Here is a 6,466-nt window from a genome sequence, read left to right on the forward strand (position 1 = left end):
GTCGCGCGTCATCATGGCGCGCATGTTCGGCTGCGCATCGATCTTGGCGCGCAGCTTCTTGGCGATATCGAGCGCGATATGTTTTTCGTACGTGCCGCCGCCGCCGATTGCGCCCGGATCCTCGCCGCCATGACCCGGGTCGATCGCAACCGTAAGCAGGCGCGTCGTGCCGCCTTTGCTGCTTTTCGGATTGGCGAAGCCGTAGTCGTCGCTGGTAGTGCTGTCGGACGAGTCATCTTTGGCGATGGCCGTCGGCGGCGCGGGTTTGATCGTCGGTCGCGGCCTGGCGAGAGGGACGGCCGGCGCTGAGGGCACGACCGGCGCGGGCGATGGCGCACGCGGCAAGTCATTGGCCTGCGCGTACTTCTGGAAAAACTCGTCGGTGTTGTCCGGCGCGTTCGACTTGGGCGCCGTTGCCGGACCGCTCAGCGTAGCGGGCGGCTGAGTTGGATTCGGGTTGCTCTGGTCGATAGCCTGCTGCTTGTGCTCGGACTGCGCGAGCAGATCCATCAGCGGATCGGGCGCAACTGCGGGATACAAATCGAAGACTAGCCGATACTTATAGCTGCCAATAGGCGTCAGCGTAAACACCTGCGGTTTCACCGCGCCCTTCAGGTCGAACACCATGCGCACGACGTGCGGTTGATATTGCCCGATACGCACCGACTGGATCTGCGGATCGTTCGGCGTGATCTTCGAGACCAGGTCTTTCAGTTCCTGATCGAGATCCAGTCCGTTCAGGTCGACCACGAGCCGGTCCGGCCCCTGCAGCAATTGCTGATTGTTTTGCAGCGGTTGATCCGACTCGATCGTCACGCGGGTGTAATCGCGAGCGGGCCACACGCGCACGCCGAGCACCGAACTCGCGTATGCGAGCTTTGGCCCAAGCAATGCAAGCGCAATGGTCGATGCCCCTGCGCGCAGCACCTGGCGCCGGCGCCAGTTGTGCGACGCGGTGGCGGTCGATTCGATCGAATGAAACGGCTTGATCAACAACTTTCGAGACATGACTTTCCTGTTTCGCTAAACGCGCGCGCGGTCAGCACGCGGCCTTCGCCTTCCTGTTCCAGCTTGAATTCGAGATCCGGCACACCCAGCAATCCGCCGGCGCGTTGCGGCCATTCGATCAGGCAGATCGCGCCCGAGTCGAAGTACTCGCGAAAGCCGGCATCGATCCATTCGGCTGGATCGGTGAAGCGATAAAGATCGAAGTGATAAAGCTCCAGCGCGCCCGTTTGCGTTGTTTCCGTAGCAAGCGAGTAGGGTTCGACAAGCGTGTAAGTGGGACTGCGCACGCGGCCCGCATGACCGAGTGCGCGCAACGTTGCGCGCACCAGCGTGGTTTTGCCCGCGCCCAGGTCGCCGATCAACTGGACCTGCAAACCGGGAAAACGTTCGCCGCTCGTGCTGAGCAACGCGAGAATCGCCCGTGCGAATTGTCCGCCGAACGCAAGCGTTGCGTCCTCGCCGGGCAGGTCGAAGCGGCGTTCGAGGAGCGCGGCGGGCAGATTTGCAATCGATCGAGTGAGGCTGTCGGGCATTCTCGTAAAATGTCGTGATGAACCGTTTGCCGGAACACCCTGTGGAACACGAGCGCACGTCGGACGACGCCGCCGAAAACCCGCGCCACTTCAGAATTGATGACAAAGCTGCGCTGGCTGAACTCGCGCTGCGCATCAAGGCGTGGGGGCGCGAGTTGGGGTTCGGTGCGGTCGGCGTCAGCGACGCCGACTTGACGGATGCCGAAGAAGGCCTCGCATCGTGGCTCGAAGCAGGCTATCACGGCGAGATGGATTATATGGCCAAACATGCGATGAAACGCGCAAGGCCGGCCGAGCTTGTGGCCGGTACGCGACGTGTTATTACAGTTCGGATGGCCTATCTGCCGGCATCGACACTCGATGGCAAGGCGCGCGAAAGTACCTCGACAGCCGGTGCGGAGCCGCTCGACTGGCGCGCTGCCGAGTGGGCGCGTATCGATGATCCGGCCGCGGCTGTCGTGTCCGTTTATGCCCGGGGCCGCGATTATCACAAGGTCATGCGCAGCCGTTTGCAGCATCTGGCGGATCGCATCGAAGCGGAAATCGGGCCGTTCGGGTACCGCGTGTTCACGGATTCCGCACCGGTTCTGGAGGTTGAGCTGGCGCAGAAAGCCGGGAACGGCTGGCGCGGCAAACACACGCTGCTGCTGCAGCGTGACGCAGGGTCGCTGTTTTTTATCGGTGAGATTCTGGTCGATATTCCGCTTCCTGCCGACGCCGAGACCCATCCCGAACACGCGCCCGAGCACGAAGGTTCGCATTGCGGAAGCTGTACGAAGTGTATCGATGTATGTCCGACGCAGGCGATCATCGCGCCGTACAGGCTCGATGCGCGGCGCTGCATTTCGTATCTCACCATCGAATTGAAGGGCAGTATTCCGGAGGAGATGCGGCCGCTGATCGGCAATCGGGTCTATGGTTGCGACGATTGCCAGCTCGTGTGTCCGTGGAACAAATTCGCGCAGGCCGCGCCCGTCGCGGATTTCGATGTCCGGCATGGGCTCGATCGCGCGTCGCTCGTGACGCTGTTCGGCTGGAGCGCAGCCGAATTCGATGAGCGCATGAAAGGCAGCGCGATTCGCCGTATTGGCCATGAACGATGGCTGCGCAATATTGCCGTGGGCATGGGCAACGCGTTACGCTCCACGTCGCTCGATGCGGATTCGCGCTCGGAAATACGCAACGCGTTGCATGCCCGCGCCGGCGATGCATCGGAGCTCGTGCGCGAACACGTGCAATGGGCGCTACGGCAGGCAGCATGACGCAACGCTTAAAGGAAGCATCAATGGACGTGACCGAGGTGGAACGAGCGCAGGAAATGGTGTCGAGCAGCGCGTCCATCGACCTCTTTTGCGATGCGCTCTGGCTCGAACACGGGCTCGCCAAGAACTCGCTGGAAGCGTATCGGCGCGACCTGAGGTTGTTTGCCGAATGGTTATCGAAGACGCGCGGCGGTGATATCGATACCGCCACCGAAACTGACATGAACGGCTACCTTGCCGCGCGACGTGCAGACAAGGCGACATCGGCGAATCGCCGCCTGTCCGTATTCCGCCGATACTACGCGTGGGCGCTGCGTGAACATCGCGCGCTGGCCGATCCCACCCTGAAGCTGCGCTCCGCCAAACAGGCGCCGCGTTTTCCGAAAACGCTGAACGAGGCGCAAGTCGAAGCGCTGCTGAATGCGCCCGACGTGGAAACCGCGCTCGGCTTGCGCGATCGCACGATGCTCGAACTCATGTACGCAAGCGGATTGCGCGTGACCGAACTCGTGACCTTGAAGACCGTTGAAGTCGGCTTGAACGAAGGCGTGGTGCGCGTGATGGGCAAGGGGTCGAAAGAGCGCCTGATCCCGTTCGGCGCGGTGGCGCATGACTGGATCGAGCGGTATTTGCGGGAATCGCGTCCGGCGCTGCTCGGCGCCCGCGCCGCCGATGCGCTTTTCGTGACCACGCGCGGCGAAGGCATGACGCGTCAGCAATTCTGGAACATCATCAAGCGCCACGCACTGACCGGCGACGTCCGCGCGCCGCTTTCGCCGCATACCTTGCGGCACGCGTTCGCCACGCATTTGCTGAATCACGGCGCGGACTTGCGCGTGGTGCAGTTGCTGCTCGGGCATACGGATATCTCGACCACGCAGATCTACACGCACGTCGCGCGTGAACGCTTGAGGACGCTGCACAAGGAGCATCATCCGCGGGGTTGATGTTTCACTTAAGAGCTAAAGCTCATCCCTGAGCTTGTGCTTCAACACCTTTCCCGTCGATGCCGCCGGCAACGCCGCGAGCACGCGGATCTCCGCCGGACGCTTATAAGGCGCAAGCCGCGCGGCGCACCACTCGACAATGTCATCGGGCAGCGCATGCACCGACGGCAGCAATTCAACGAACGCGACCACTTCCTCGTTGCCTTCGACCGTTCGCCCGATCACCGCCGACTGCAGCACGCCAGGATGCGCATTCAGCACGTTCTCGACTTCCGCCGGATACACGTTGAAGCCCGAGCGGATGATCAGCTCCTTGCTCCTTCCCGCAATGACCAGCGCGCCATCCGCCTGCAACCGGGCGAGATCGCCAGTTCGAAGCCAGCCGTCTTCGGTGACCGTCACGCGCGTCTGGGCGTCGTTGCGGTAATAACCTAGCATCACGTTCGGTCCTCGCACCCACAATTCGCCGACTTCGCCCGACGGCACATCGACGCCGTCCATCCCGACAAAACGCAGTTCGATGCCCGGTATCGGATGTCCGGCCGCGCAGTCTTCGCGCGGCGCATCGAGCATGGTCTGCGCAATGGTCGGGCTGCTTTCCGTCATGCCGTAGCCGTTGTGCAGCGGTACTTTGTAAAGCGCTTCGACGCGCGCTTTCAACGCGGGATCGAGTGGAGAGCCGCCCGAATAGGCAAAGCGCAACGCGGGTGCGCGCCAGGGTTGATTGCTTGTCTGCACGTGCTCGACCAGCTTCGCGTGCATGGCCGGCACGCCCTGAAAGATCGAGATGTTTTCTTCGGCCAGCGCGTGGCGCACGGCATCGGGCGCGAAGCGCGGCGCAAGCCTCAACGTGGCACCTGCGTACAAGCTGCCAAGGCATACCGAGGCCAGCCCGTACACGTGCGTAATCGGCAAGACGGCATAAACCACGTCCTCGTGCGTCACGCGTCGCAACGTGCTGGAAATCGCCGCGATGAACAACACATTGCGATGCGAAAGCATCACGCCTTTCGGCGCACCCGTCGTGCCCGTGGTGTAGATCAACGCGGCGCATTGACGGGCCGGATCGGTGTGAACGGGTTCAGGCGTGACTGACGCGTCCACTACGAATTGCCATGCATCAGCGCCCGGTGCCGCGTTCAATCGTTCTGCATGATTCGCCGCGTCCTTCGATGCCTCCACAGTGAACGCCACCACGCGCGGTTTTGCGTGATCGCGAATGGCATCGACTTCACTTGCCGAAAGTCGCGCGTTGGTCAGCACACACCATGCGTCGAGTTTCGCCGCCGCAAACATCAGCACGACCTGCGCGATGCAATTCTCGCTTACGATCATCACGCGATCGCCGCCTTTCACACCAAGTTCGGCGAGCTGACGAGCGGTTTTATCAACTGCTTGCAGCAACTCCGCCGCGTTCAGACGCCGACCGTCCTCGATCAGCACGACGTGTTGCGGGTCACGCGCGGCGAGACGTACGGGGATGTCCGAAATGCGCCTGGGCAGCACGCGAAGCAATGCATCGGCATCAATATCCATTCTCAAATCTCCGTGCCGCGCATCAAACCGCGCGCGATGATGACCTGCTGAATCTGCGACGTGCCTTCGTAAAGCCGGAACAATCGCACATCGCGATAAAACCGCTCGATCCCGTACTCCGAGATGTATCCCGCGCCGCCGTGAATCTGCACCGCGCGATCCGCTACGCGCCCGCACATTTCGGTCGCAAAGTATTTCGCGCACGACGCCTCCACGGATACGTCGCGGCCTTCGTCACGGCGGCGCGCGGCGTCGAGCACCATGCATTCGGCCGCGTAGATCTCGGTCTTGCTGTCGGCGAGCATGCCCTGGACGAGCTGGAATTCGACAATCGGCTGGCCGAACTGCTTGCGCTCGGTTGCGTAGGCGAGGGCGTCGCGCAGCATCCGTTTCGCCGCACCAATCGCCACGGCGGCGATGTGCAAACGGCCCTTGTCGAGCACTTTCATGGCCGTCTTGAAGCCGACGCCTTCAACGCCGCCAATCAACTGTCCTGCCGGAATGCGGCAATTTTCGAAGATCACGTCGCATGTATGTGCGCCGCGCTGGCCCATCTTTTTATCGGGCCTTCCAAGCGACAAGCCCGGCGATTCGCGCTCCACGATAAACGCCGAAATGCCGCTCGCGCCTTTCGCGTCGCTCGTGCGCGCCATGACGGTATAAATGCCGGCCTCCGGCGCATTCGTGATGTAGCGCTTCGTGCCGTTCAGCACGTAATGATCGCCGTCCTTTTTTGCAGTGGTTTTCAGCGATGCCGCATCCGATCCCGAATCCGGCTCCGTCAGGCAAAACGAGCCGATCAAGTCGCCCGCGGCAAGCTTCGGCAGATAGTGACGCTTCTGCTCCTCGCTGCCGTCGAGCAGGATTCCGATGGAACCAATCCCGTTGTTGGTCCCGATCACCGACCTGAATGCCGGCGATGTCTGGCCGAGTTCGAACGCCACGCGCACCTCTTCCTCCATGGTGAGGCCGAGGCCGCCGTAGGCTTCGGGAATCGTCAAGCCGAACAGGCCGATCTCGCGCATGGCGGCGAGGACATCGGCGGGAATCTGGTCGGTTTCATCGACCTCGGCTTCGCGCGGCACGAGCGTCTCGCGCACAAAACGGCGGATGGCGTCCTCGAGCAGCGTCTGGGTTTCTGAATCGCGAATCACGTTTTGAATCTCCGGGTGATGCAGGT

General features: G+C 62.2%; 6 protein-coding genes. 2 read left to right on the forward strand and 4 right to left on the reverse strand.

What is annotated here, in order from left to right; translation table 11 throughout:
- Together ACFFAR_RS21335 and tsaE are read right to left on the reverse strand one after the other, a co-directional pair.
- The coding region (locus ACFFAR_RS21335) for an AMIN domain-containing protein (RefSeq protein ID WP_375508413.1) at positions 1-1,008 on the reverse strand (1,008 nt) is incomplete at its 3' end.
- A complete protein-coding gene (tsaE, locus tag ACFFAR_RS21340; protein WP_375508414.1) occupies positions 990-1,541 on the reverse strand; it encodes a tRNA (adenosine(37)-N6)-threonylcarbamoyltransferase complex ATPase subunit type 1 TsaE in 552 nt (183 codons plus the stop codon). The genes ACFFAR_RS21335 and tsaE, both read right to left, overlap by 19 nt.
- Positions 1,542-1,558: 17 nt before the next feature.
- Between tsaE and queG the strand changes: the two genes are divergently transcribed.
- Together queG and xerD are read left to right on the forward strand one after the other, a co-directional pair.
- Complete coding sequence (gene queG, locus ACFFAR_RS21345) at positions 1,559-2,803, forward strand: tRNA epoxyqueuosine(34) reductase QueG (RefSeq protein WP_375508415.1); 1,245 nt, start codon at positions 1,559-1,561, stop codon at positions 2,801-2,803.
- 23 nt (positions 2,804-2,826) lie between these two features.
- Positions 2,827-3,750, forward strand: coding sequence for a site-specific tyrosine recombinase XerD (gene xerD, locus ACFFAR_RS21350; RefSeq protein WP_375508416.1), 924 nt, complete (start codon positions 2,827-2,829; stop codon positions 3,748-3,750).
- Between the two features lie 15 nt (positions 3,751-3,765).
- Here the strand turns inward: xerD and ACFFAR_RS21355 are convergent, their stop codons facing one another.
- Together ACFFAR_RS21355 and ACFFAR_RS21360 are read right to left on the reverse strand one after the other, a co-directional pair.
- Entirely contained in the window at positions 3,766-5,286 is a 1,521-nt protein-coding gene (locus tag ACFFAR_RS21355; protein ID WP_375508417.1) for a class I adenylate-forming enzyme family protein, read from the reverse strand.
- Positions 5,287-5,288: 2 nt separating this feature from the next.
- Complete coding sequence (locus tag ACFFAR_RS21360) at positions 5,289-6,440, reverse strand: acyl-CoA dehydrogenase family protein (protein WP_062000214.1); 1,152 nt, start codon at positions 6,438-6,440, stop codon at positions 5,289-5,291.
- Between the last annotated feature and the right edge of the window lie 26 nt (positions 6,441-6,466).

The organism is uncultured Caballeronia sp. (assembly GCF_964243625.1).
In the GTDB taxonomy this organism is placed as follows: Bacteria; Pseudomonadota; Gammaproteobacteria; order Burkholderiales; family Burkholderiaceae; genus Caballeronia.